This window comes from Endozoicomonas sp. ONNA1 (assembly GCF_024606325.1).
Taxonomy (GTDB): Bacteria; Pseudomonadota; Gammaproteobacteria; order Pseudomonadales; family Endozoicomonadaceae; genus Endozoicomonas_A.
On sequence record NZ_JAHHPN010000357.1, the window covers coordinates 1 to 24,259 of the forward strand.

The following is a 24,259-nucleotide window of genomic DNA, read 5'->3' on the forward strand; positions in this document are numbered from 1 at the left end:
CCAATTTATTGCAACCGCAGTAGGACAGCCTTAAGTCCGACAGGCTGCTAGTTACCCGGAGTAGGGTTACACTGCATACAGACATTATTTGATCACCGAGAGGTTGATAAACTCTATGCCCAAAAAAGGGTGGAAAGAACTGGACTCCCAGGCTGCCGATGAAGCAGCCCGCTACGACAACCCCATTCCCAGTCGTCTGTTTATTATGGAGACTCTGGAAAAAAGAGGGGCTCCGGCGAACCATAAAGTATTGTGCCGTGAGTTGGGTGTAACTGTGCCAGAGCAGCAGGAAGCTCTTTTATTCCGCCTAAAAGCCATGATTCGTGATGGTCAGCTGTTGGAAACCCGCAAGGGAACCTATGGCTTGCTCAGTAAAATGGATCTGGTCAAAGGGCGTATTCAGGGTAATAAGGACGGCTATGGTTTCCTTATTCCTGATGAGGGTGGGGAAGACTATTACCTCTCATGGCGTGAAATGCGCAAGGCTTTTGATGGTGATCGTGCGGTTATTCGCGAAACCGGTGTTGATCGTAAAGGACGACGTGAAGGTCAGATTGTTGAAGTCATAGAGCGTAATACCACTCAGTTGGTAGGGCGCTTTTACATGGAAAACGACAATGTTTTTGTGGTACCGGAAAACTCCAGAATTGATCGCGAAATTCATATTAAGCCCGGTCCTTTGATGCCCAGCCATGGGCAATATGTTCTGGTTGAAATTCTTGAGCAGCCGGGCCGCCGTGTTCAGCCAGTGGGCCTGATCAAAGAAGTATTGGGCGAGCGGCAAGATGCCGGAATGGAAGTGGACGTCGCATTACGGACCCATGACATTCCTCATGAGTGGCCTCCTGAAGTGGAAGAGCAGGTGGCCCGTTTCAAGCCGGAAGTGGCTAAGCGGGACAAAAAGCACCGTGTGGACCTCAGAGAAACGCCTTTCGTTACCATTGATGGTGAAGATGCCCGAGACTTTGATGATGCGGTCTACTGTGACACCAAAAAAAGTGGTGGCTGGCGTTTATTAGTAGCCATTGCGGATGTGTCTCATTACGTAAAGCCCGGAACAGCTCTGGATAAGGAAGCCTATAACCGGGGCACTTCTGTGTACTTCCCGGGGCATGTTATTCCTATGTTGCCGGAAGTACTGTCTAACGGACTCTGCTCTCTGAATCCTGAAGTGGATCGTCTGGCCATGGTGTGCGAAATGACCATCAGCGGCAAAGGTAAAATATCCGGTTACAAGTTCTATGAGGGCCTGATCCGCTCCCATGCCCGTCTGACCTACAACCAGGTCTGGGAAATGCTCTCAAAGCCGCTTAGTGATGACGGTAAAGCTCTGCGTCGCGAACGAAAAACGGTGCTTCCTCATGTTGAAGAGCTTTACAACCTGTTCAAGGTTCTGAAAAGTACTCGTTCTGAACGTGGCACCATTGATTTTGAAACGGTGGAAACACAGATCGTCTTCGGCCGTAACCGAAAAATCGAAAAAATTGTTCCTGCTGTCCGCAATGATGCGCACAAGCTGATTGAGGAATGTATGCTTTGCGCCAATGTCTGTGCTGCCAGATTTCTTCAGAAGCATAAGGTTCCCGGGCTCTATCGCGTGCACGAAGGGCCCACTATGGAGAAGCGGCTCAACCTGAACAGCTTTATTGCCAGTCTCGGATTATCGCTGCCAGCGGGTAAACTGAAGCCTGCTCACTTTCAGGCTCTGTTGGCATCGGTCAAAGACCGTCCTGATTACAATGTGATCCAGACTGTCGTTCTGCGCTCCATGAGTCAGGCAGTCTACACCTCGGATAATCAGGGGCACTTCGGGTTGGCCTTTGACGAATACGCGCACTTCACTTCGCCGATTCGTCGCTATCCCGACCTGCTGGTGCACAGGGCTATTCGTCATATTATTCGTTCTTCCGTTGAAACCCGTCACGTTGTTCGTGTGGGCGCCAGTGAGATGAACAAAAAGACTATTTATCCCTATGATGGCAATGAAGTTCTGGCTATGGGCGAGCATTGTTCTGCGACCGAACGCAGGGCAGACGAAGCCACGCGGGATGCTATGGATTGGCTGAAGTGTGAGTATATGCAGCAACATATCGGACAAACGTATTCCGGTGTCATTTCGTCTGTGACCGGCTTTGGCCTGTTTGTCGCCCTGGATGATATTTATGTAGAGGGGTTGCTACACGTTACCAGCCTTCCAGGTGATTATTACCACTATGATTCCGTTCACCATCGCATGGTGGGTGAAAGAACCGGTAGAGGTTATCGGCTAGGTGATGATATCGAAGTCATGGTTGCCAGCGTCAATCTGGATGACCAGAAAATTGATTTCGAATTATCCACAGGCGCTGGACTGAGACCCTCTCGTTCTCGTAAACCCCGAAAAAGCCCCTCAAAAGGTGGTAAGCCATTAGCCAATGTGGCCAAGAGTCGGGCGGCAAAAAAAGCTCTCTTGGATGCGGCAAAGTCTGAAGAGTCAGGCAAGAAGACGACAGGTAAGAAGCGAAAGCCCAACCGCAAGCAAAAAGCCGGGGCTAAAAACACTGGCAAGAAAGCCGGGAAGCCGTCAGCCGATAGGAAGCCGTCAGCAGGTAAGAAGCCAGTAGCCGATAAAAAGCCTTCAGCAAAACCTGCTGGCAGGCAGCCGGGAAAGAGAAAAGCTAAGTGATTTGAAAGTGGTTAGGCGGCACTCCTTTGCTTTCTGATTTTTTGATCAGTCAATTGATCTTTCTTTGTCATCTGCTCTGGCATTAATCGGAATCTTGAGTATTATCCGGGCTCGATAGTCCGCTTCGAGTGTTAAGATGTCACGAAACACCGACACAGGAAACAACCTCATGGCCAGATATAGCCTGGCTGAAGAGATTGCAAACAGTATCACCCACGGTCTGGGCGCCTTGCTCAGTGTTGCTGGTTTGACCCTTTTAGTAGCTTATGCAGCCGAGCAGCATGATGTCTGGCGCATCGCCAGTTTCAGTATCTACGGGGCAACGCTGATACTGCTCTTTCTCTCTTCCACGCTCTATCACAGCATCCAGCATGAGAAGACCAAGAAGGTCTTCAAACTGCTGGATCATTGTTCCATCTATCTCCTGATCGCTGGAACTTATACCCCATTCTTACTGGTCAGTATGAGGGATACTTTGGGCTGGATCATGTTTGCTACTGTCTGGCTGCTGGCTATTGCGGGCATTGTTTTCAAAGTCTGGTTTGGTCCACGCTTTAAAAAACTTTCAGTAGCCACTTATATTTTGATGGGCTGGCTGGTTCTTTTTGCGTCAAAAGAATTAGCCAGCAAGATATCGCTGGAGGGCGTCTATTGGCTGGTAGCGGGAGGCCTCTCTTATACCCTCGGGGCTGTTTTTTACCTGTGGAAAAAGCTGCCCTTTAACCATGCTATCTGGCATGTGTTTGTCCTGGGCGGTAGCTTCTGTCATTTCTTTGCTGTTTTTTTTCACGTGCTTCCCGTCAGTTAGTTCTTGGTCAAGCTACAAGTTAGTTCTATTGTCTGTGCTCGCGTTGGTGAAATAGGCGGGCTAACCAACTTTTGTGTTAATGGAAGTACCAGTTGATGGCAAAGACGCTGACAATGGTGGTAATCAAACCGAGGAAGGTAATGATGTATTGCCGGTTGATGGAGCCCATCTCGAAACGCACATCGGCGATTTCAGTGCGGACATCAGTGATTTCAGTGCGGACATCAGTAATTTGAGCGCGGAAATCAGTGATTTCAGTGCGGACATCCGTGATTTCAGCGCGGACACCGGCTATCTCTTTATGCACTTCAGAACGCAGGCTGCTTATTTCTGAACTGAGTGCCTGATAGCTGCGCTCACTTTGCAGTTGCACCTGCATGATGGCTTCTTGCATTACCAGCACATCTTTCTTACTGGCATTGTACTCAGGATCAAGGGAAGCACTGACTTTGCTGGCCAGTTCTTCATCAATGCCAATACGCTTTAATTCTGAAAATAACGACTTTTCCATAACAACCCCAAAAATTCAGAATCACAGCATAGATCAGGGATGACACTATGACCACCTGGCAGGAATAGAGCGCAGACTCTCATTTCCAGTATTGGGATGATGCGCCTTGTCGGGCGCAGTCGACAGTTGTCGATCTTTCATTTGCTCTGCACAATAGAGCCTAATAATGTTTCTGTAGAGCGAGAACGTCTATGTATTTCGGTCAGTGTTTATGTGGGCAGGTTTCCTATCGGGTAAAATCCGAGTTTGTCGAGATTGAATGCTGTCATTGTCTGACGTGCAGAAAAGCTCATTCTTCAGCTTTTGCCATGGGAGTGACAATCGACAGTGCTGATTTCGAGCTGCAGACAGGACAGGAACTGCTGAAGGAGTACGAATCTTCAACAGGAAAGAAAAGAGTTTTCTGTGGCCAATGTGGTTCTCATCTTTACGCTTATCGGGTGGCACAGCCGGAGTCGGTTCGATTGCGCCCTGCCTGTTTGAATATCGACATGAGTTCATTCAAATACAGCCATATATATACCGAAAACTGTCTGCGCATCGACTCTGAATGATTGATAAGACTTCAATCATTAACGGCTCATTGAAGCCTCTGATGAGTAGATCAACATTCCACTTGAACCTTTGGCTCTGCTAATATGCGTTCATTCCTAATTCCAACCCTGTATACGAATTCCCGTAATGAGTGATGATGTCGTTTTTGGCCTGCACGCTGTGCAAAGCCTGTTTGAGCATTCTCCGGAAAAAGTTCTGGAACTGATGATCCAGAAAGGTCGCACTGACAAGCGCATTAATGCGCTGGTGGAGGAAGCCCGCAACCAGGGAGTGACGGTGCGTTTTGTCGAACGCAGCCGACTGGATTCGAAAGTTGAAGGGGTGCACCAGGGCATAGTGGCCCGTGTTGCGCAGGCGAAAGTCTACCGGGAAGGTGATTTGGAAGATCTTCTGAATACACTGGATGAGCCGCCTTTTCTATTAATACTGGATGGTGTGACCGATCCTCATAATCTGGGTGCCTGTCTAAGAACCGCAGATGCTGCAGGGGTCCATGCCCTGATTACGCCCAAAGACAAATCGGCCAGCCTGAATGCGACAGCTCGAAAAGTGGCCAGTGGTGCTGCAGAGAATGTTCCATTGGTACAGGTAACCAATCTTTCCAGAACCATGGAATGGCTGAAAGATCGTGGCATTTGGATGATTGGAACCGCGGGTGAAAGTGCTTCTGATATTTACAAAACAGACCTCAAGGGTCCCCTGGCTCTGGTGATGGGCGCTGAAGGTAAGGGCATGAGAAGACTGACCCGTGACAAGTGCGATTCATTAATCTTTATCCCCATGTCAGGGTCAGTCAGCAGTTTAAATGTTTCTGTAGCGACAGGTGTCTGCTTGTTTGAGGCGGTTCGCCAAAGACAGTTATAGCAATCCGAAATTCTCAGGATGGTTTTTCTCTCAACAGGGCGTCGAGATGTTCAATCAACACAACCCAGTCAGCGTCTTCATTGTATGCCTGTTGAATAAAAGCCTGCTGACTATCTGAAAAGAAGTCGGCATGCTCAATTTTTACCCGGTGGGGCATTTTTTTATGCTCTTCGATGAAGGCATTGATTTCTTGATCACTGCTGGGCAGTCCAAGCTGATCAAACAGATCGTTCATGGTGTGATGGGCAGGTTCCATTGAGACCTCCTGATGGAATCTGTTTTCGTAACGTCAGGATAGCAGGCCACTGTCTTTTGAAAAGATAAAACCGGATTCCAAAGGTAAAAAATGTGACTACAAAAAAGAATGTCGTTTTATTGGATCGGGCTACTCTGGGTGACGGCGTGTCTCTGGAGGCGTTTCATCAGCTTCCGGTACCGTTGGTGATATACGATCAGAGTGAACCAGAAGATGTGATTGAACGTTGTCGTGATGCGGTCGCGATTGTCACCAATAAAGTGGTGATTGATGAGTCGACGCTTTCTTCGCTGCCCAACCTCCGGTATATCGGAGTACTGGCAACAGGAACGAATAATATTGATCTTGCTGCGTGCGATCTGCGCGGTATTAAAGTCCAGAATGTAGAGCGTTACAGCACTGCGTCTGTTGCTCAGCATGCCATGACTTTAATCTTGTCTCTGGCGGGCTCTGTTCCCGCTTACTCACGAGATGCTGTGAACGGCACCTGGGCAGAAAGCGACAGATTCTGTCTGCTTAATCATCCGATCATGGAGCTGGGAGGTAAAAACCTGCTCATTGTCGGTTATGGTGACTTGGGCAAGGCGACTGCCAGACTGGCAGGAGCATTCGGAATGAATGTATTGAAGGCTAGAGTACCTGGCTCACCGACAACCTCTATAGACCGGATAGAATTAGATGAAGGGTTGAAACAGTCAGATGTCGTCAGTTTGCATTGTCCGTTGAGTGAAAGTACGGCCAACCTTCTGGATCAGAAAAGACTTTCGCTGATGAAGCCAGGGGCCATTCTGATCAACACCGCCAGAGGTGGGCTGGTAGACGAGAGTGCTTTGGTCTCGGCGCTGGAGGCAGGGCGACTGGGAGGTGCCGGGTTTGATGTGTTGTCAGAAGAGCCTCCCGGAAACGGGAATATCCTGCTCAATAAGTCTCTGCCAAATTTGATCGTCACTCCCCATTGTGCCTGGGGAAGTCTCGAGTCGAGACAGCGTCTGGTCAATCTTGCGGCGCAGCATTATGCACGTTTTTTTCAGGGATAGGAGTCGGCTTTCATAAGTTTAGGAATGCAAACTCCTGAAATACTGAACTATGAGGATTATCATCGATGAGAATGCACGACCCACTCCATCCCGGAGAGTTTATTAAGCAAACCTACATGGAACCAGCTAAAGTAAGCTGCAGGCAGCTATCTGAGGCCTTAGAGGTCTCACCCTCTACTTTGAACAGAATTTTGCAGGGAAAAAGCGCTGTGTCTACCGAGATGGCCAGAAGATTTTCCAAGGTTCTTGGCAGAACTGCGGAAAGCTGGCTCATCATGCAGAATAATTATGACGTCTGGCAGTCAGAGCAGTCGGTGTCGCTCAACACACTGAAGCCTTTCAAGTTTTCTTTAGCGTGACTACTGAGCCCCTCCTTCAGAATCAGGAGTGTAGGTAAAGCGATAAAAAATATCCACAGCCTGAGCCAGACCACTGACAACTTGCAGATAGAGTCTGGGCATGAGTTCATAGCGAACCTTCACTTCGCTCACTGAGTTAAAAACACCTGCACCGTACTGCAGGCGCAAACCGGGAGCTATGTAGCCACCAATGGTGATCTGGGTGTCTTCGCCACTGCCTGCTGTATCCAGCGAGACGTCGCTGAAACCAAAGCTTTCACCAATGGAGATAGCGATACCACCAAACTGGGAAACACCGATACCCACCAGCATCGCCTCCGCTCCGGAACCGTCATCGCCTTCCAGACCTCTGCCTCGCAGCAGGTAGGAAAGTTGTTCCTGTTGTGGCATTTCCGGGCTGGAATAAACCGTCCACTCAGGTTTATTGACAGGGCCACTGACTTTGATGCCAACCTCCACATTATCTTCAATGGTTTCCGGGTTTCGAACGGCATTGACCAATAGATAGGGAGAGTCGACAGGCCCCTGAAAAATGATTTTTCCGTCCTTGATCAGTAAATCCTGGCCCAGCTGGTGGTAGCGACCCTCTAGTTGAATAGTGCCGTTTCCTTCAAGGGGTTTGTCAGGCAGCTGCAAAAGATCCAGATGCCCCGTGAGTCTGGCTTTGAAACCAAAAGCATTGAGCCGGACTTCGTCTCCGAGTACTACCCGTAGCTTCATCGAAAACAGCTTTAGAGCCTGCTCCCGGAGCTCTGAAGTCTGCCCTTCCTGAACGATCACGACATCGTCTGACACCGAAACAGCACTCTCAGGAAGTCTGTTGATGGTAATGCGACTCCACGGAATTCGGATGATACCTGTCAGTGTCACCTCTTCAGACAGTGTCAGCTTCAGGTTGGGTGAAAGCTTGATCTCGCCAATACCGGGGTAATTAACATCCAGGTCTTGTCCCTCCAGCGTAATGTTACCGCTTGGCTGTCGGAGATCCTTCCAGCTCAGTTGCCCTCCCAGATCCAGTGAGCCCTTACCCACCTGCATTTTGCCTTCTACTGTGCCTGAATCACCGGCCACATTGAGGTAAGTATTAAGTGCAGAAACGCTGACAATATCTCGCGTGGTATTGGCATAGCCATTTTCAATGGCCAGGCGACCGTAAAAGAGCGGTTTGGCAAGAGAGCCTTCCATTCGCCCCCGGGCAGAAAAAGTACCTTTCAGATCACTGACTTCAGGTAAGAAAGGTGCAAATATTTCCAGCAATAAATGATCAATATTCAGCTGACCGCTCAGGGTTCTCTGGTTTTGCAGGTCATCGACGGTCAGGGTCAGACGGCCGCGCCCCAGTTTATCGGAGAGGAAGTTAAAAGAGCTTTGAAGCTGGTTGTTGGCGATTCGGGCTTCCATGTTGAGCTGGCGGTAATCGCCGGACAGATTATAAGCCTGAAGTGTTCCGGGGCTTGAAGAAAGCGTTAACGACAATGTCGGCTGATTATCCTTCCAGCTTACCTCGCCCCTAGAGTTTATAAGTGCCTGCCAGTCAAACTCGTTGGGGAAAAAGGCCTTGAATCTTTCAGGTGCCAGTTGCTCAATGTGAAAGGAGAGATGTCCTGAGTCCTTGCCCAGATGGCTGGATTGAGTACAGAGACTGGAAGAGGATGACTCCAGACAGAATTCAGAAAATGAAGCACTCGCTGCCGAGGCTGAAATATCAACAGGCTTTTTCAGTGACCAGTCTCCGAATTCTGTGTTCAAGTCACTGCGGGTCAGCTGTCCCTGCCATTGTTCGTTGTGGTAGCTACCAGCCAGGGTGATGATGCTCTTGAGTGCTTTACCTTGAGTTGAGAGCCGGACCTGGTGCTGCTTTTCATTGCCTCTGGCCTCAAGCAATATCTGGTTTAGTGTATGGGGGCCCTGTTTCAGGGCCTCTATGTTGATACGAGCCTGCCCCAGAATGTGTTCTTTCTTTTCAATATGACCTTTTGCCAAAAGGCCATTAATCGCCGTGTCCAGATAACGGACAGAGGAGCTATCAAGTTGAAAGGTCAGTCTGGGTTGCTGTTTGCTTCCGGATACATCGATGAAACCTTTCACTTCACCGTCAAGGCCGGGGTAAAGTTCTGCCAGCTTTGAAGCATTGAGTTTCGCTTCTATATCCCACTGTTTATCAATAAGACCATGGGCGCTTAACTGATTTTCACCGAAATTGGCATTGAAGTGGTCTAACTTCCAGTTATAAAGATGATTGATGTCCAGTGTGCCGGAGACTGAGACGGGCCATTCCCTGAGTTTGCCAGTGATATGCATTTCAGAAATCACCAGATGCCATGCCTTACCGTCCAGATTAAAACGGCTTGCCAATACACCGTCGAGCCTCCCCGGATACCCGGGCAAAAAGTTGGCTGTGTTCAGACTATTGAGGTTCACCTTCCCGCTCCATGCAATACCTTTTGTCCAGCTAAGCTGACCAGAAAGATCTGCATCACCTTCAGGTGTTGAGAGGTTCAGGTTTTCGATCGCAATATGTTCGAGACTGCCCCGAGCCTTGAGCAAGGCCTTTATCCGGGTTTCTTTTTGGGTCTCAGGAGTGGATAAGACATTAGCAATGGCTGTGGCATTGGCAGCTAGCTGGTAATCGGTCAGAGAGCCTTGAAGAGTCGCCTTCAGATTTTTTGGCTGGAGCCTGCCATCCAGGGGGGGGGGGCTGAATATCTAAGGTTGCTGACAGTGGATAATCGCCGCTCAGTGTTATTTTTCCTTGCAGACTGGCTTTCCCCAAAGCGTGTTCAACCTTGAACTCATGAATAGTGATTTGGGATTGTCGGGCATCAGCAGAGAGAAGGAGGTTAGTCACTTCTTCTTTAATCTCACCCTGTTCATAAGTGCCTCTGTCCAGAGTCAGTTTCTTAAGAGTGATTGGCAGAGGGAACTCTATCTCCGGTAATACCAGCTTTTCGTTGGAAGGGGCTTGTTCTTTATCAGGCGATGGCAGTTTAATGACCAGATTTTTCAGTTCCAGTTCATCAATGTCCAGAATTCCTCCGAACAGCATTCCCGGTTGCCAGTGCAGAGTGAGCCGGTTTGCTTTGAATATCGTATCCTGATCGACCCAGCCTGGATTCTGGAAGACAAGGCCATTGGTTGTCGATCCCTTGATCAGTTCACCCTGAAGTTCAGGTAATTGGGCGCGAGCCAGTTTCCATAGCCAGAGGTTACCGGTATGAGTAAGCAGCAAAAACAGCACCAGGCAGAGGAGCGTGACGAGAGAGGTTAAGATAGCCAGAGCCGTCTTCATATTTCCGGCCCCATTGTAAAGTGCAGTTTATAGGGCGTATCAGGTTCACTGACAGCGAAAGCGACGTCAAATCTCAGAGCGCCCAGAGGGGTTATCCAGCGAATACCAAAGCCGGCACCGGTTTTCCAGTCGTCCCTGTAGTCATTGGTGGCTGTTCCATGGTCAACAAAAACAGCGGCTCGCCAGTGTTCCAGAAATTGATAGTTGTATTCCATGCTGAGCGCCGTCATATATTGGGCACCTGTCAGCTTTCCGTCGGCGTCCTTGGGGGAAATACTTTCATAGTCGTAGCCTCTGACCGTCTGATCACCTCCGGTAAAGAAACGGATGGAAGGAGGTATTTTTCTTACGTCGTTTATCCAGATAGCACCTTGTTCCACTCTGCCAATAAATCGGTGTTTGTCTGCCAGCGTCGTCAAGCCTTTGGTGCGACCCCAGAACTTCACAAAGTTCTGATCAGAGCCCAGGTATTTATCTGAGAATTCTGCCGTGGACATGATCAGGTAACCGCTTCGAGGGTCGAGCTTGCCACCTCTGGCATGGCGTCGGGTCATGGAAATGCCCGGGATGACCAGAAAGCTTTCGCCATGCTGAAGGCCCTGTTTGTAGCTTTCGTACTGAATCCTTAAAAACAGATCGCGGTCCCAGCCCTGTGGATTTTTTTTCCATTTATGGATAGACGTCGATCCAAGGTTACTGACAGTGTCTTCCTGTTTTTTATATTGATAACCCACCTGAAGTTCATAGAATTCAGTTAATGGATTACCGTAGGGGATTATATAGCTGGAAGTCAGTTCGGCCCTCGGGGCTGAGATCAGAGCTTCATTGGTCAGGCTGTGTCCCTTGTCATTAATCATAGGGATATCCCAGGTCAGAGAAAGTCTGGGCCCCTCATCGGTGGAATAACCGACACCGGTTTCTATTTCATGATACTTCTTGGGACTGACACCGATATAAATGGGAACATGGTAGTCTACGGTTTTATCCCGCATGGGACGGATGTCGATTTGCTGGAAATAGCCTGTTGAGGCCAGCTCTTTGTTCAGGTTGCCCAGCTTGATGGACTGATAGCGTGAGCCGGGCTTGAAGGTCAGCATTTTCTGGATCAGGGTTCGGGTGTTTTCAGGGATTTCACCATAAACAACGTCCCCAAACCTGTAGCGCTTGCCAGAGTCGAAAATCAGTTCAACATCAGCCGCATTCTCCTGCGGGTAAACTTTGACTGTATGGGTTTGCATCTGAGCATCAAAAAAACCGAGGGACTGGGCCTGGGTGCTGAGCGTCGTCTTAAGCTCTTCATATTCTCCGCTATTAAATACAGCGCCTTTTTTGAGCGGTGAACGTTTGAGGATTCTCTTGAACGACCGGTTTTTTCGGGCATCTCCTTTCAGCTCAATGTTAATGGTGCGGATCAGTACGGGTTGTCCCGGATCAACATGAATGTTCAGCTGGTCTCTATCCTTGTCATCCATCTTCATGGAAATGGTTGGTTGGAAATAGCCCAGCGCTTGCAGAGATTTCTGTACTGCCTCAACAATACTGCTTTGGTAGCGGGGCAACTGCTGGGGCTCAATGGCAGGCAGGGTTTGCAGAAAGCGTTCGGCGTTTCGCTTCTGCCCGTCTTTCAGACCCTTGACCTCATAGGTAAGATGGGATTGAGCCTGACAAACAGAAGAAAGGGTTGAAAGCAAAAGTGCGATAATTAATAGAAATTTATTCAGCTTACCCACTGGCGACCATTTGTTGAGAGAAAGTGGCAGGATTGAAAGATATCGTAGAAGGTCTGTCGATCTATCTCAATAAAAAGCAGCATCGGGCTTCAGATTCTCGGACTCTCCAGCGTTATAACGCAGACTGCCATCGGTTTATAATTCTTGCAACCATGGTCACACTTCTCTAAAATCCTCCGCTCTTTGTATGCTGGGCGTGGTGTGCAGGCATCTTTCAGGTGGTTGTCATTTCAAGCCCATCTCCTTGCCTTACTGCTCTGAGAATGGAACGTATGTTTCATTTGAAGTGTGGGAGGCTGTTTAACCCGTAAGGAGCAAATAATGCGTCATTACGAGATTGTTTTTCTGGTGCATCCTGACCAGAGCGAGCAAGTACCAGGCATGATAGAGCGTTACACACGTGCTATCAGCGAAAACGGCGGTCAGGTACACCGTCTTGAAGACTGGGGTCGTCGTCAGCTGGCTTACCCAATCAACAAGATCCACAAGGCTCACTACGTTCTGATGAACATCGAGTGTAGCAACGAGATCCTGGACGAACTTACAGATAACTTCCGTTATAACGACGCAGTTATCCGTAACATGGTGATCCGTCGTGATGAGGCTGTTTCCGAGCCATCCATCATGATGCAGGCTGAAGAGAAGCGTGAGCGCCGTGACGATCGTCGTGAAGAGCGTCGCGAAGAAGCTGCTGAAGCGCCAGAAGCTGCTACTGAAGAAGCCGCTGCTGAGTAAGTCGTCCTTAATACTGTCTCTGGCTCAAGGCTGTTTCAGTCCAAGGCTGGCAGGATTAAGAACATCACCATTTGTTGAATTCAAGGAGACGTTGCAATGGCACGTTTTTTCCGCCGCAGAAAGTTCTGCCGTTTCACCGCTGAAGGCGTGAAAGAGATCGATTACAAAGATCTGAACACCCTGAAAGCTTATGTTTCTGAAACTGGCAAGATCGTACCAAGCCGTATCACCGGTACCAAAGCCCGTTATCAGCGTCAGCTGGCGACAGCTATCAAGCGTGCGCGTTACATCGCACTGCTGCCATACACTGATCGTCACTGATCAGTCGGCAAACTCTGGAACTGAAGGTATTGCTTGATGCGTAAACTGGCGGAACTGGTAATGAAAAGCCCGAAACATTCATTGTTTCTGGCGGTCATATTTGCCTGTATTCCCATGCTTTTCTGGTTAAGTGCGGCCATTGTATCCCTGGTGGTACTGCGTCGCGGCATTGACCACGGGCTGAAAGTCCTGATATGGGCTCTGTTGCCCGGAATAGCCTGGGCCGCCTTTGGTCAGTACAGCGTATTGATTGGGCTGGTAACCACGTCGTTGCTGGCTTGTGTCCTGCGCCAGACTGTCTCATGGCCGAAAACCTTGCTGGCCGTTGTGCCGCTGGGAGGCCTCGTGGCTTTTGCCATGTACCAGATATCACCCCAGATGATCAGTGCCATGACTGACACTGTGATGGAGTTTTTGAAAAAGAGTCTCCAGAGCAGTGGCAGCGAAGAGACTCTGCAACTGGGTGATCATCTGAGACAGATTCTGGAATACGGCGTCGCGGGTGCTCTGGCCTGGGTGCACATACTGTTTTGTGTCCTGGCTCTGATGCTGGCGCGTTCCTGGCAGGCCGATCTGTTCAACCCTGGTGGATTCGGTGAAGAATTCCGCAAGGTGCGGTTGCCCGCAGCTGTTGGGGTAGGTCTTCTGATCATAACTTTGATGGGGTCGGCATTGTCACCCATGTTGACTGCCCTGGTACCCATCGCATCGTTGCCACTGTTTATCGCAGGTTTGGCACTGGTCCACGGGCTGGTAAAACTGCGCCAACGGGGCAGCTTCTGGTTGATTGGCTTATATATGCTGTTGATCACCCTTACGCAACTGGCATACCCGGTTATTGTTTTGACTGCTTGTCTTGACAGTCTGTTTGATTTTCGCAACCGCGTGAATCAGCAGATTCAGGGCTGACAGGCACTAGGTATAAGGTAAGAGGCTAGCGATGGACGTTATCCTGCTTGAGAGAGTTGCCAACCTTGGCAACCTGGGCGACAAGGTAACCGTTAAAGCCGGTTACGGTCGTAACTTTCTGATTCCTTTCAGCAAGGCTGTGCCTGCTACTAAGGAAAATGTTGAAGCTTTTGAAGCTCGTCGTGCCGAGCTGGAAAAGGCTGCTAACGAAAAGCTGGCTGCTGCTGAAAAGCGTGCAGCTGAAATGGCTGAAATCGAACTGACCCTGACCGCCAAAGCGGGCGACGAAGGCAAACTGTTCGGTTCTATCGGTTCACGTGATCTGGCTGAAGCCATTACTGGCGCTGGCGTTGCAGTAGCCAAGAGCGAAATTCGCATGGGCGAAGGTCCTATCCGCGCTACTGGTGAATACGACATCGCCATCCAGTTGCACACCGACGTTGCAGCGACCATCAAGGTATTCGTTGAAGCTGAATAAGTTTGGCTTTAGCGACGCCTGATAAAAAATACCCGCGGGTTTCATCCCACGGGTATTTTTTTATGTACTTTTTGTCTCGAGTCTTCCAGCGCCATCATTTAAGTCAGAGGATTATTTTAATTCTGTAATATTGCATACATTTTACTGTAATGCTTGTGTCGTTTAATGAGCCTGCTTTAGAGGATATTAAACAAAAAATAAAGCTGGCTTGAACGAGTAGAGATGACATGAGCAAACATACTTTTGATCCAACGGTATACAACTCCAGTGATAATCGACCAATCTCGGCAGTGCTGGAAAAAGAATTAACTCGTCGGGGTGTTTTAAAACGTGGCGGTGCGCTGGCAGCATTTACTGCGCTGGCCAGTTTTGGTTTAACCGGCTGTAACGATGACTCCGATGATGTTGTTTCATCAGATCTCTCCCTCGGCTTTGACTCTATTTCCGGCTCCAAAACCGATGCTGTCTCTGTACCTGCTGGCTACTCCGCTCAGGTTCTGGCGCCATGGGGAACGCCGCTGAATGATCTGGCGGAAGATTGGAAAGAAGATGGTACAAACAGTTCTACCGATCAGGCGAATGCTACCGGCATGATGCATGACGGTATGCACTTCTTCCCGCTTGAGGGCAGCAGCACTGAAGGCCTGCTGTGTATAAACCATGAGTTTATCGATCAGACGAGACTGCATCCCTCAGGGGCTACCCAATTCAATGGTCAGCGTCCTGCTGAAGAAGTTCGCAAAGAAATCAACGCCCACGGTGTTTCAGTGGTTCACATCAAACTGACTGATGGTGTCTGGGATGTCGTGAAAAACAGCGACTACAACAAGCGTTACACCGCAGGCACTGAAATGTATCTGACCGGACCGGTGGCTGACAGCGATTTGCTGATTACCAAATACACCGAGGAGAAAGGGAATAAAGCCCTCGCCCGGGGTACCAACAATAACTGTGGTAATGGTCACACGCCCTGGGGGACTTATTTGACCTGTGAAGAAAACTGGCCCGGCTATTTTACCCGTAGCGATGACCCGTCTAACTGGACTGAAGAACAAATACGCTTGGGGATCAGTTCCAGGGGCACCCGTTATGATTGGGATACTGTTATATCTTCTGACGAAGAAGAAACCGGCGAGTTTGCCCGTTTTGATGTAACGCCGGGCTCTGGAGATGTGACTGAGGACTTCCGTAACGAAGCTAATGGCCACGGATACATTGTAGAAATCGATCCCTATAATCCTCAGGCTAAAGCCATCAAGCGAACGGCTCTGGGTCGCTTCCGCCACGAAGATTGTTCGTTTGGCAAGTTGGAAGAAGGTCAGCCCGTTGTTTTTTATTCTGGCCATGACAGCCGGTTTGAATACATCTACAAGTTTGTTTCCAAAGAACTCTGGAACCCGGCAGACGCCAACACTGAAGATCGTCTCGCCACCGGTGCCAAGTACATGGATGAAGGTACTCTGTATGCCGCTCGCTTTGATGAGGAGGGTAAGGGTGAATGGTTACCTCTGACTCCTGATGCAACCACCAAAGATGGTGGAAGGTTAGGTAATATCTCAGGATTCGCAACCCAGGCTGAGATTATCCTGAATACGCCAGGCGCTGCTGATCTGGTAGGTGCTACCCCAATGGACCGTCCTGAATGGACCGCGGTAGATCCTGAGACCGGCTCTGTTTATGTGACGCTGACCAACAACACTGATCGTGATAATGAGGACGGTGATTCCGATACCGATACCAATGTGGCCAACCCCCGAGAAGATAATGAGTATGGTCATATTATTCGCTGGAATGAAGGGGCCGATCCAAGTCAGTTTACCTGGGAGTTCTTCCTGTTCGGCTCTTTTGCCTCTGAAAGTGCTCTGGTGAACCTGTCCGGTCTGAATGAAGCCAATGAATTTGGCAGCCCGGACGGTCTGGCATTTGATGATCGTGGTCTGCTTTGGATTCAAACGGATGGTGGCGCTAATGACAATACCAATGATCAGATGCTGGCCATTATTCCATCTGAACTGAACAGCACTGAAGACATGCTGGCCGTTAACGCCGACAACCAGGACCAGCTGAAGCGCTTCTTTGTGGGGCCAAATGGTTGTGAAGTGACCGGTCTGGCATTCACACCAGATCACCAGAGCTTCTTCCTGAATATGCAGCATCCATCGAATTGGCCTGCCGCTGGGACAATCGACGCAACCGATGCAAGCGGTGCAAACAGGGCGCGCTCTTCCACGGTGGTGATTATGAAAGACGGTGGTGGTGAAGTGGGGGTTTAATAACCGTCACCTGACTGCCAATATAACAAAGCCGATGAGTGGAATGCTCATCGGCTTTTTTGTTGTGAAAAATATTTTGCTATGTCGTTTTCCATCACTGATGGTGACGCGAAATGTTTCTCTTAACTACGTGTATTTGAGGCTGCCGGAATCAAGGTTTGCCCACCTGACAAGCCCCGAGCAGGCAAACTACAGGGGTATCCTGCAAGGCCTCTTCTATTTTTGGTTGTAAGTAGCGTGGGAAGTATGGCATCAGAAGGTGTTTCAAGTTTCGGCTAATTGTCTATTACTCTAGCGTCTATTTGACGGTTTATAAAGCGTCTAATTGCCTATTTAGCTTCCGGCTAAATGTCGGTTTTATTTCTTTTTTTATTTTTTTTCTAATAAAAACAGTAGTTATGTGGGTTTTTTGGTTGCTTGAGTCTATGGTTTTTTGCAGGCCGAAAATGGCCTGCTACTCGCTTTAAATCTTGCCAGGCTTTCCCGATACATACGGACCTTGACGCGGGTTTCTTCATTCTCAAGAAGACTTTTTCATAAAAGGCGTCATCCGGGCAAACAAAAGTCCAAGCTCAAACAACAGCCACATAGGTCCAGCCAGCAGGCTCTGGGATATCACGTCGGGTGGTGTCAGAAGCATACCGATCACAAAACAGCCTACTACGATGTAAGGACGTTTCCTGGACAGGGATTCAACGGTGCTAATGCCAGACCAGATCAGTAACAGTGTTGCGACAGGGATTTCGAAGGCCAGCCCAAAGGCAAAAAACAGTTTAAGAATAAAGTTCAGATAGCTCCTGATGTCAGTCATCATGGTGACCGTTTCAGGTCCGGTCGTGGTGAAGAAACCAAAGATCAATGGAAACACCACAAAATAGGCAAAGGTGACACCGGCATAAAAGAGTATGACGCTGGTTATGAGCAATGGGATGGCCAGATGCTTTTCATTCTTGTACAGGCCGGGAGCAATAAATCCCCAGACCTGATGAAGAATAAAGGGAATGGCCAGAAATAGGGAAAGTACCAGGCTGAGTTTAAATGGAGCAAAGAAAGGGGAGGTAACATCGGTGGCTATCATGCTGGTGCCTTCTGGCATCAACAAGCGCAGGGGTTCAGACACCAGCTCATAAATGTCATTGGAAAAGTAAAACAGTACGGCAAAGAACAGCAGGGTGACCACCATGCTTTTCAGTACGCGAGTTCGTAACTCAAGTAGATGCTGAATCAGGGGTTGTTCTGATTGAACCGTCGGGGTTTCAGTCTTCATAAATGTCTCGGCAGGCATCCAATAAAGGCAGCACTCAGGCCGCCTTTATGTTGGAATCGGATGGTTTGGAGGGATTTTCAGTGGCTACGGTTGCTTCTTGTTTCAGAGATCGAACCTGTTGATTCAGCTCGTCCAGCTGAAGATCCTGTTTGATCTCATCGACCTTTAGCTCTCTGTTAACCGTTTCTTTTATATTGCTGGCGCTGCTACGCAGGTAGTTGATCCACTGCAGGCCGGTTTTTATTGCGTGAGGTAAGCGCTCGGGCCCCAGAATCACCAGACCGAGTACCGAGATAACCAGCAGTTCGGCAAAGCCAATATCAAACACGCTGACAGTCCTCAGGCTTTGTTATGACTCAGTTCCCTGTTCTTGTCATTGTCCTGGTTATTGGTCGCAAGGTTTTCTGAAGAACCGGAGTCATCGCTGATGCTCTTCCTGAAACCCTTGATAGCTCCACCCAGGTCGCTGCCAAGACCTTTAAGTCGTTTGGTGCCAAACAGCATGACAACAATCAACAGTACGATTAACAGTTGCCAGATACTGATACCGCCAAGGCCCATAGTGATTCTTCCTTTATGATTCTTTGAAAGTGATCACTATAGCGTTTGATTATGGAAAAATTATGACAACCCCCCCCCTGCCGTGAAGAATAATCTGGATGCGTTAGAGAATTCCCCCCCCCCCCAAAATCATGCGCTTCAGCAGTTTAGTCCCCCATCAAGTTGCTGTATTCTTAAAGCTCCGATTTTGGTATTCATGAATCATGCTGGAAGCACTGCCCCGAGAAGGCGAACTGCCCATTGATGAAGCGACCGTGACCCTGAAGACGCCACCTCATTCCATTGAGGCAGAGCAGTCTGTTTTGGGTGGCCTGCTGCTGGATAATGAAGCCTGGGATAAAGTCGCCGACAAGATCACGGCTGACGACTTTTATCATCCCCGTCACAAAATTATTTTCTCGTCGATGGCCAAATCGGCGAACGAGACGCTTCCCTTTGATCCCTTGACACTGGCCGCCACCCTTGAGAATCAGGACGAACTGGAACAAGCCGGTGGCATGGTGTACATCACTGAGTTGGTGGCCAATGTTGCCGGTATTGCCAACATTGAAGCTTACGCCGAAATCATTCAGGAGCGTTCTGTTAACAGAAAGGTGATCAATGCCAGTCAAAAGATGGCTGAAATCGCCTACAACCCTGAAGGTCGCGACAGCCAGACGATACTGGATGAAGCTGAACGACTGGTTTTCAACATTGCTGAAGAACGCCCCAAAACCGGCGGCCCGGTAGGTGTTCGGGAAATTCTGGATAACACGGTTCAGAAAATTGATGAGCTTTTTAATGCCGGTGATGCCATCACTGGTATCACTACAGGCTTTAGTGATCTGGACACTATGACCTCGGGTATGCAGCCGTCGGATATGGTCATTGTTGCGGCCAGGCCGTCGATGGGAAAGACGACGTTCGCGATGAATTTGGTCGAAAACGCCCTGCTCAATACCGAAAAAGTAGTGATGGTTTTCAGTCTCGAAATGCCCTCTGAACAGCTGATGATGCGTATGCTGTCTTCTCTGGGGCGGATTAATCAGAGCAAAGTGCGTTCCGGTAAGCTGGAAGAAGACGACTGGCCGAAGCTGGTTTCAGCGGTAGAAAAAATCAAGGACAAAAAGCTGTTCATTGATGATACCGCTGGTATCAGTCCTTCAGAAATGCGATCCCGTATCCGTCGTGTGGTGCGTGAGCATGGTGATATGGCCATGATTATGATCGACTATCTGCAACTGATGCAGATTCCCGGTTTCAGTGAAGGTCGTACCAACGAAATCTCGGAAATTTCCCGATCCCTGAAAGCCATTGCCAAGGAGTTCAACGTACCGGTGATTGCGCTGTCTCAGCTTAACCGATCTCTGGAGCAACGCCCCAACAAGCGTCCGGTCAACTCCGACCTCCGTGAATCCGGAGCGATTGAGCAGGATGCTGACGTTATCATGTTTATCTACCGTGATGAGGTCTATAACCCGGACACCGAGTTTAAGGGTATTGGCGAGATCATCATTGGTAAGCAGCGTAACGGCCCCATCGGCTCGGTAAGATTGGCCTTTATTGGTCAGTACACCCGGTTTGAGAATCTCGCTCCTGATGCCTATGTCAATTTTGATGATGAGTAATTGGGGTCATTATTGTCATGATCTGTCGAGGAACTCATTAGCATGCCTGAACAATACACAAAGGCGAAATTTTGGAAATGTGCGCTTCAGGTGAATCCTTTCGACTATATCCGATATCGTGGTCAGGATATTGCGACGGACGAAGAGGCGTACAATCAGAAGCTTTTAGAAGTTTGTCTGGAAGAAGAAATCAAGGTTTTAGGGATTGCTGATCATGGTCGGGTTGAAAGTATTGATGCAATCAGGGAAAAAGTGGAACCTCATGGCATTGTTGTTTTTCCAGGGTTTGAGGTCACTGCCAATGATAACGTTCACTTTGTATGCCTTTTCTCAGAAAAAACCAGTTCTAAAGTGCTGGAGCGATATCTTGGTAGTTTGAAGCTGCTTGATATCAAGGATGGAACCAGACCTTCTGAGCTAAGCTCAGCTCATTTAATTGAAGAAGTAGACAGACTGGGAGGGGTTTTGTTTGCAGCCCATAGCACCAATGATAATGGGGTGCTTAAGCTCAGACAGAATCATATCTGGACAAATCCTAAACTTCGAGCGGTGCAGATACCGGGTACAATTGATGACCTTAAACCTGCAGAGAATGGCTTTTATTATCAGGTGGCGTTAAACAGGAGTCCTCAGTATCAACGTGATAGGCCTATGGCTTTGATTAATGCTGCAGATGTTGAAGCGCCGGAGAAACTGCGGGAGAAAAGTGCAAGTTGCCTTATCAAAATGACCAAACCCTGTTTTCAGTCTTTCAGGCAGGCTTTTCTTGACCCGGAATCCAGATTGCGCTTGAACTACGATGTTCCTGAAAATCATGCTTCTGTCATTGAGTCTATTCGGTTTACTAATGGTTATCTTGACGGTGTTCAAGTTGGGTTGGCCGATCATTTAAATGCTTTGATTGGTGGCAGGGGAACCGGAAAATCAACTTTGATAGAGAGTGTCCGCTTTGTACTGGCAAAAGAGCCTGTGATGAGTGAAGCAAGAAAATTGCATGAAAAAATAGTCAAGGAAAATCTTTCAAAAGAAAAAGCTCATGTGGAACTAAGAGTGCGTTCAGCTGCTATGGGGGGAAGGTGGTTTACTGTTTCCAGACGCTATGGTGACAGGCCTGTTGTCAAAGATGAGCAAGGCAATATCTCTCCTCATTCTCCTTTGGAGCTGCTTCCAGATATAGAGGTGCTTGGACAGAATGAAATTTATGAAACAGCCAGAACGGTAGAGGGCAGAGATCATTTGCTCAGTCGTTTTTTGCAAAATAAAGACTCCCGGGAACATAAAAAAATTCAACAGATACTCTCAAATCTGGAAGAGAATCGGTTATCAATCCTGAAAGCAACGGAGTTGCAGGGAGAGCTGGAAGCCGATGTTGCAAAGTTACCAAAACTGGAAGATCAGGCAGGACAATTCCAATCATTGGGATTAGAAAAAAAGCTGGAAGCTATTCCCAGACTGGAAAAGGAAAAGCAGCTCACTCAGCGTGTAGAGGATGAGTATTCCGAGCTTGATGAAGGATTGAGGGTTGCTCTGGATTCCTTACCTGATGTCCAGTTCTTGAGTGATCAGGCTCTTGATGGATTGCCACATAAAAAATTATTGAGTTCTCAGAGGCTGCTGCTTGAAGAACTAGGAGTTGACATTCGAAAGTTGCTGGAACAAGCAAGAGAGAAATGGACGGCTGCATGTGGTAAGAAAGACGCTCTGAAGAAAGGATTGTCAGAGCAAATCAGGGCCGATGAGGAAGCCCTGACAAAAGAGTTCAAGAAGATACCTACCAGTCAGGGCAAGAGTGGCAGGGAAATAGGTGAACTCTACCAGACGATTTTGAAAGAAATTGAGAGCATTCGTCCCAAAACACAGTCTCTGAAGCATAGGAAAGAACAAATAAGAGTTCTTTATGAACGTAGAAAGAGTCTTTTGTCTGAACTGAGTGAGGCTCAGGTTCAGCTGTCCAGTAATGCAACGAGAAATCTCAGGAAATTGAACAATAGGTTAAGAGGAAAGCTGAAGGTAGATCTGGCTGTGGCTGAGGACAGGCAGAACCTGTTTGACTTTGTATTGTCGTTTAATTTGGAAGGTATCGGTGCCAAGCGTTTAGAGTGGCTCAAAGAGGGACAGTTTTCTCCGGAGAGTTTGGCTGGCACTATACGTCAGGGAACAGATGCTCTGCAGAATTCTGGCTGGGAGATCACTCCCACAGTCGCCAGCGCTCTTGTCACTCTCTCTGAAAAGCAGTTGCTTGAATTAGAAGAGGTGCAGTTGTTGGACAAAAAAGTCATCGAACTTAATGTAGCCCATGAGGGGCAAGCTGAAGATTACCGACATATTGATGACCTTTCAGTAGGGCAGCAATGCACGGCTATATTGCATATGCTACTACTGAATAACCAAGACCCCCTCATCCTGGATCAGCCAGAGGATAATTTGGACAACGCTTTTATTGCTGACAGGATTGTCGCTGAACTACGAAAGGCTAAGCTGGAAAGGCAGTTTATTTTTGCCACACATAACGCCAATATCCCTGTTTTTGGCGATGCGGAGTGGATTGGCGTCCTTCAAGTCAATCCAGAAGAACGCAGGGCAGAGATCCCCCTCGAACTTCAGGGAGCTATAGATGTGGAACCTGTTCAGAAATTTGCGGCTGATATTCTCGAAGGAGGGAAGGCTGCTTTTAATCAACGTCGTGAAAAGTACGGATTCAATTGAACATGCTGAAATCAGAGCTACTGGAAATTATTGCCAATGGCGAAAACTCAGGCGTTGAATTTAAGCGGGATGATATTCGTCCCGAGCAGCTTGCTGTAGAAGTGGTAGCAATGGCTAACCTCAAAGGAGGTATGCTGCTAATGGGAGTGGAAGATGATGGCTCCATCAGTGGTATAGAACGAGACAAACATGAAGAATGGGTAATGAACGCTATCGCAGATAAAGTTCATCCCATGTTACTGCCTTATTACGAAGAAGTTCAGCTTGATTCTGACCATCGTATTGCTGTGATCAGCTTTACAGAAGGGGTATCAAAACCCTATGTACTTAGACATAAAGGCCGTGAAGATGTCTTTATTCGAGTCGGTTCAACATCCAGAAGAGCTTCAAGAGAGCAGCAGGCAAGATTGTTTGCCTGCGGCGGAGTGCTACATACCGAAGCTTTGCCTGTAGCAGGCTCCAGCTATAACTCTCTGGATCAAGAACGACTGTCTGATTATCTGAAAAATGTTCTCTCAGAGCCTGATATTCCCCAGAATAAGTCTTCCTGGATTAATCGGTTAGTTGGTTTAGGGTTTATGACTGAAGGTGTCAGCTCTCCAGTTTGCACCGTTGCGGGTATGGTATTGTTTGGTATTTCCCCCAGACGTTATTTGAGGCAGTCTGGAATCAGGGTGATTGCTTTTGATGGAGAAGATAAAACTTATCAATCCAAGATTGACAAGAGACTGGATTTTCCACTGGTAGGGCTCTGGAAAGAAGATGAAGCCGGTGAGCGAAGTCTGTCAGAGATACACTATGGACTTATTGAGAAGCTGATTGACCTGATTGAACCCTATATAGGCGAAGAGTCTGGAGAAATAGACAGTCATTTTCGCAGGGAAAGGCGTTGGTACTACCCTAAAGCAGCCGTAAGGGAGCTGGTTATTAATGCTCTTGCACACAGAGACTGGACACGATCTGTCGATATTGAAATAGGAATATACAACGACCGTCTGGAATTGATTAGCTCAGGCACCTTGCAGAATTCTATGACTGTCGAAAAAATGCTAGCTGGACAGCGTTCCCCGAGAAATCCGATTATAGTCGAAGTTCTGAGGGACTATGGCTATGTAGAGGCCAGAGGAATGGGTGTGCGAACTAAAATTGTACCTCTCCTAAAGCAACACAATGGGAACAAACCGTGCTTTGAATTGACAGAAGACTACCTCAAGACAACCTTCTACAAGGGAAAGCAACCGGCGGCAGAGTCCTGAGTTAAGCTCACCTATTCCCTACTGTGTCAGAAGTGGTGTCCCGTTTATTAATTGACCAACTAATAAAACACT

22 protein-coding genes are annotated in these 24,259 nt (G+C 48.3%); 14 read left to right on the forward strand and 8 right to left on the reverse strand.

Going from position 1 to position 24,259, the window contains the following annotated elements:
- Nucleotides 1-115 precede the first annotated feature (115 nt).
- Together rnr and KDK19_RS08115 are read left to right on the forward strand one after the other, a co-directional pair.
- Entirely contained in the window at nt 116-2,665 is a 2,550-nt protein-coding gene (gene rnr, locus KDK19_RS08110; protein ID WP_257281569.1) for a ribonuclease R, read from the forward strand.
- Between the two features lie 169 nt (nt 2,666-2,834).
- Nucleotides 2,835-3,473 (forward strand): hemolysin III family protein, encoded by a 639-nt coding sequence (locus KDK19_RS08115; RefSeq protein ID WP_257274898.1) that lies wholly within the window; start codon nt 2,835-2,837, stop codon nt 3,471-3,473.
- Nucleotides 3,474-3,549: 76 nt separating this feature from the next.
- Here the strand turns inward: KDK19_RS08115 and KDK19_RS08120 are convergent, their stop codons facing one another.
- Entirely contained in the window at nt 3,550-3,984 is a 435-nt protein-coding gene (locus tag KDK19_RS08120) for a CCDC90 family protein (protein WP_257274897.1), read from the reverse strand.
- A 191-nt stretch (nt 3,985-4,175) separates the two neighbouring features.
- Here KDK19_RS08120 and KDK19_RS08125 point away from each other — a divergent pair, with 191 nt between their 5' ends.
- A complete protein-coding gene (locus KDK19_RS08125) occupies nt 4,176-4,538 on the forward strand; it encodes a GFA family protein (RefSeq protein ID WP_257281570.1) in 363 nt (120 codons plus the stop codon).
- Between the two features lie 127 nt (nt 4,539-4,665).
- A complete protein-coding gene (rlmB, locus tag KDK19_RS08130) occupies nt 4,666-5,403 on the forward strand; it encodes a 23S rRNA (guanosine(2251)-2'-O)-methyltransferase RlmB (protein ID WP_257281571.1) in 738 nt (245 codons plus the stop codon).
- 13 nt (nt 5,404-5,416) lie between these two features.
- On the opposite strand, the gene KDK19_RS08135 is transcribed toward rlmB, so the two are convergent.
- Complete coding sequence (locus KDK19_RS08135; protein WP_257281572.1) at nt 5,417-5,659, reverse strand: DUF2789 domain-containing protein; 243 nt, start codon at nt 5,657-5,659, stop codon at nt 5,417-5,419.
- Nucleotides 5,660-5,751: 92 nt separating this feature from the next.
- Here KDK19_RS08135 and KDK19_RS08140 point away from each other — a divergent pair, with 92 nt between their 5' ends.
- Nucleotides 5,752-6,696 (forward strand): D-2-hydroxyacid dehydrogenase, encoded by a 945-nt coding sequence (locus tag KDK19_RS08140; protein WP_257274892.1) that lies wholly within the window; start codon nt 5,752-5,754, stop codon nt 6,694-6,696.
- Nucleotides 6,697-6,761: 65 nt separating this feature from the next.
- The gene (locus KDK19_RS08145; RefSeq protein WP_257287452.1) at nt 6,762-7,055 is read left to right on the forward strand and encodes a HigA family addiction module antitoxin; all 294 of its coding nucleotides are present in this window, start codon (nt 6,762-6,764) and stop codon (nt 7,053-7,055) included.
- Here KDK19_RS08145 and KDK19_RS08150 read toward each other — a convergent pair whose 3' ends face one another.
- From KDK19_RS08150 to KDK19_RS08160, 3 genes are read right to left on the reverse strand one after another with little or no spacing between them, the layout of a single operon-like run.
- Nucleotides 7,056-9,602, reverse strand: coding sequence for a translocation/assembly module TamB domain-containing protein (locus tag KDK19_RS08150; RefSeq protein WP_257291707.1), 2,547 nt, complete (start codon nt 9,600-9,602; stop codon nt 7,056-7,058). It abuts the gene before it with no gap.
- A 46-nt stretch (nt 9,603-9,648) separates the two neighbouring features.
- Nucleotides 9,649-10,344 (reverse strand): hypothetical protein, encoded by a 696-nt coding sequence (locus KDK19_RS08155; RefSeq protein ID WP_257291708.1) that lies wholly within the window; start codon nt 10,342-10,344, stop codon nt 9,649-9,651.
- Nucleotides 10,341-12,074, reverse strand: a complete 1,734-nt coding sequence (locus tag KDK19_RS08160; RefSeq protein WP_257281574.1) for an autotransporter assembly complex family protein — start codon at nt 12,072-12,074, stop codon at nt 10,341-10,343. The genes KDK19_RS08155 and KDK19_RS08160 overlap by 4 nt, the downstream gene beginning before the upstream one ends.
- A gap of 321 nt (nt 12,075-12,395) precedes the next feature.
- Between KDK19_RS08160 and rpsF the strand changes: the two genes are divergently transcribed.
- The 5 genes from rpsF (at nt 12,396) to KDK19_RS08185 (ending at nt 16,790) form a co-directional block, all read left to right on the forward strand.
- Nucleotides 12,396-12,809: a 30S ribosomal protein S6 gene (rpsF, locus tag KDK19_RS08165; RefSeq protein WP_257281575.1), complete on the forward strand. Its 414-nt coding sequence runs from the start codon at nt 12,396-12,398 to the stop codon at nt 12,807-12,809.
- Between the two features lie 96 nt (nt 12,810-12,905).
- Nucleotides 12,906-13,130 carry a 30S ribosomal protein S18 gene (gene rpsR, locus KDK19_RS08170; RefSeq protein WP_034835335.1) on the forward strand — a complete coding sequence of 75 codons (225 nt, stop codon included), beginning with the start codon at nt 12,906-12,908 and terminating at the stop codon, nt 13,128-13,130.
- 36 nt (nt 13,131-13,166) lie between these two features.
- Complete coding sequence (locus KDK19_RS08175) at nt 13,167-14,039, forward strand: hypothetical protein (RefSeq protein WP_257274637.1); 873 nt, start codon at nt 13,167-13,169, stop codon at nt 14,037-14,039.
- A gap of 31 nt (nt 14,040-14,070) precedes the next feature.
- Complete coding sequence (gene rplI / locus KDK19_RS08180) at nt 14,071-14,517, forward strand: 50S ribosomal protein L9 (protein ID WP_257274636.1); 447 nt, start codon at nt 14,071-14,073, stop codon at nt 14,515-14,517.
- Nucleotides 14,518-14,744: 227 nt separating this feature from the next.
- Nucleotides 14,745-16,790 carry a PhoX family phosphatase gene (locus tag KDK19_RS08185; RefSeq protein ID WP_257291709.1) on the forward strand — a complete coding sequence of 682 codons (2,046 nt, stop codon included), beginning with the start codon at nt 14,745-14,747 and terminating at the stop codon, nt 16,788-16,790.
- Nucleotides 16,791-17,310: 520 nt separating this feature from the next.
- Here the strand turns inward: KDK19_RS08185 and tatC are convergent.
- From tatC to tatA, 3 genes are read right to left on the reverse strand one after another with little or no spacing between them, the layout of a single operon-like run.
- Complete coding sequence (tatC, locus tag KDK19_RS08190; RefSeq protein WP_257281578.1) at nt 17,311-18,057, reverse strand: twin-arginine translocase subunit TatC; 747 nt, start codon at nt 18,055-18,057, stop codon at nt 17,311-17,313.
- Between the two features lie 34 nt (nt 18,058-18,091).
- On the reverse strand, nt 18,092-18,385 hold the full coding sequence (tatB, locus tag KDK19_RS08195) for a Sec-independent protein translocase protein TatB (protein ID WP_257275062.1): 294 nt from the start codon (nt 18,383-18,385) through the stop codon (nt 18,092-18,094).
- 11 nt (nt 18,386-18,396) lie between these two features.
- Nucleotides 18,397-18,618 (reverse strand): twin-arginine translocase TatA/TatE family subunit, encoded by a 222-nt coding sequence (tatA, locus tag KDK19_RS24340; protein WP_368736450.1) that lies wholly within the window; start codon nt 18,616-18,618, stop codon nt 18,397-18,399.
- A gap of 203 nt (nt 18,619-18,821) precedes the next feature.
- On the opposite strand from tatA, the gene dnaB reads away from it, so the two are divergent.
- The 3 genes from dnaB to KDK19_RS08215 are packed head-to-tail and all read left to right on the forward strand — an operon-like array spanning nt 18,822 to nt 24,187.
- Nucleotides 18,822-20,225 carry a replicative DNA helicase gene (gene dnaB, locus KDK19_RS08205; RefSeq protein ID WP_257281579.1) on the forward strand — a complete coding sequence of 468 codons (1,404 nt, stop codon included), beginning with the start codon at nt 18,822-18,824 and terminating at the stop codon, nt 20,223-20,225.
- 42 nt (nt 20,226-20,267) lie between these two features.
- Nucleotides 20,268-22,931, forward strand: coding sequence for a TrlF family AAA-like ATPase (locus tag KDK19_RS08210; protein WP_257281580.1), 2,664 nt, complete (start codon nt 20,268-20,270; stop codon nt 22,929-22,931).
- Between the two features lie 2 nt (nt 22,932-22,933).
- Nucleotides 22,934-24,187: an RNA-binding domain-containing protein gene (locus KDK19_RS08215; protein WP_257288570.1), complete on the forward strand. Its 1,254-nt coding sequence runs from the start codon at nt 22,934-22,936 to the stop codon at nt 24,185-24,187.
- The last annotated feature ends 72 nt before the right edge of the window (nt 24,188-24,259 follow it).